This window comes from Rhizobium ecuadorense (assembly GCF_001187535.1).
GTDB classification, from domain to species: domain Bacteria; phylum Pseudomonadota; class Alphaproteobacteria; order Rhizobiales; family Rhizobiaceae; genus Rhizobium; species Rhizobium ecuadorense.
Window position 1 is genome coordinate 1 of record NZ_LFIO01001351.1, and the last position, 495, is coordinate 495.

General features: G+C 62.6%; 1 protein-coding gene. It reads left to right on the plus strand.

Annotated features, from left to right (window positions below):
- Positions 1-495, plus strand: a 495-nt coding sequence (locus AF337_RS28955) for a thiamine pyrophosphate-dependent enzyme (protein WP_244471333.1), incomplete at both ends; no start/stop codon positions are given.

A 495-nucleotide genomic window follows, 5' to 3' on the forward strand; every position in this document is an offset into this window, starting at 1 on the left:
CCTATACGCTGATCGACATTCCGGTCCCGAAGCAGTTGCTCGTTCACATTCATCCGAGCGCGGAGGAGCTGGGGCGCGTTTATCACGCGCGATTGCCGATCAATGCCAGCGTCGCGGGTTTCCTCTCGCAGGCGGCAAAGCTGAAGCCGCGGGCTGCGCCGGTGTGGAAGGACTGGACCAGGACGGCCCATGCCGACTATCTCGAAAATCTCGCGCATCCTGAGGTGCCCGGTCCGGTGCAGATGGGCGATATCATGGAATGGCTGCGCGGCCATCTCAAGCCGGACGCCATTCTGACCACCGGCGCCGGCAATTATTCCGCCTGGGCGCATCGCTTCTATCAGTATCGCACCTTCCGCACCCAGCTCGGACCGACGAATGGTTCCATGGGCTACGGCGTGCCGGCGGCGATCGCCGAGCGTATCTTCGATCCCTTCTTCACGACGAAGGGTGTCGGCAAGGGGCTCGGCCTCGGGCTTTCGATCTCCTACAACA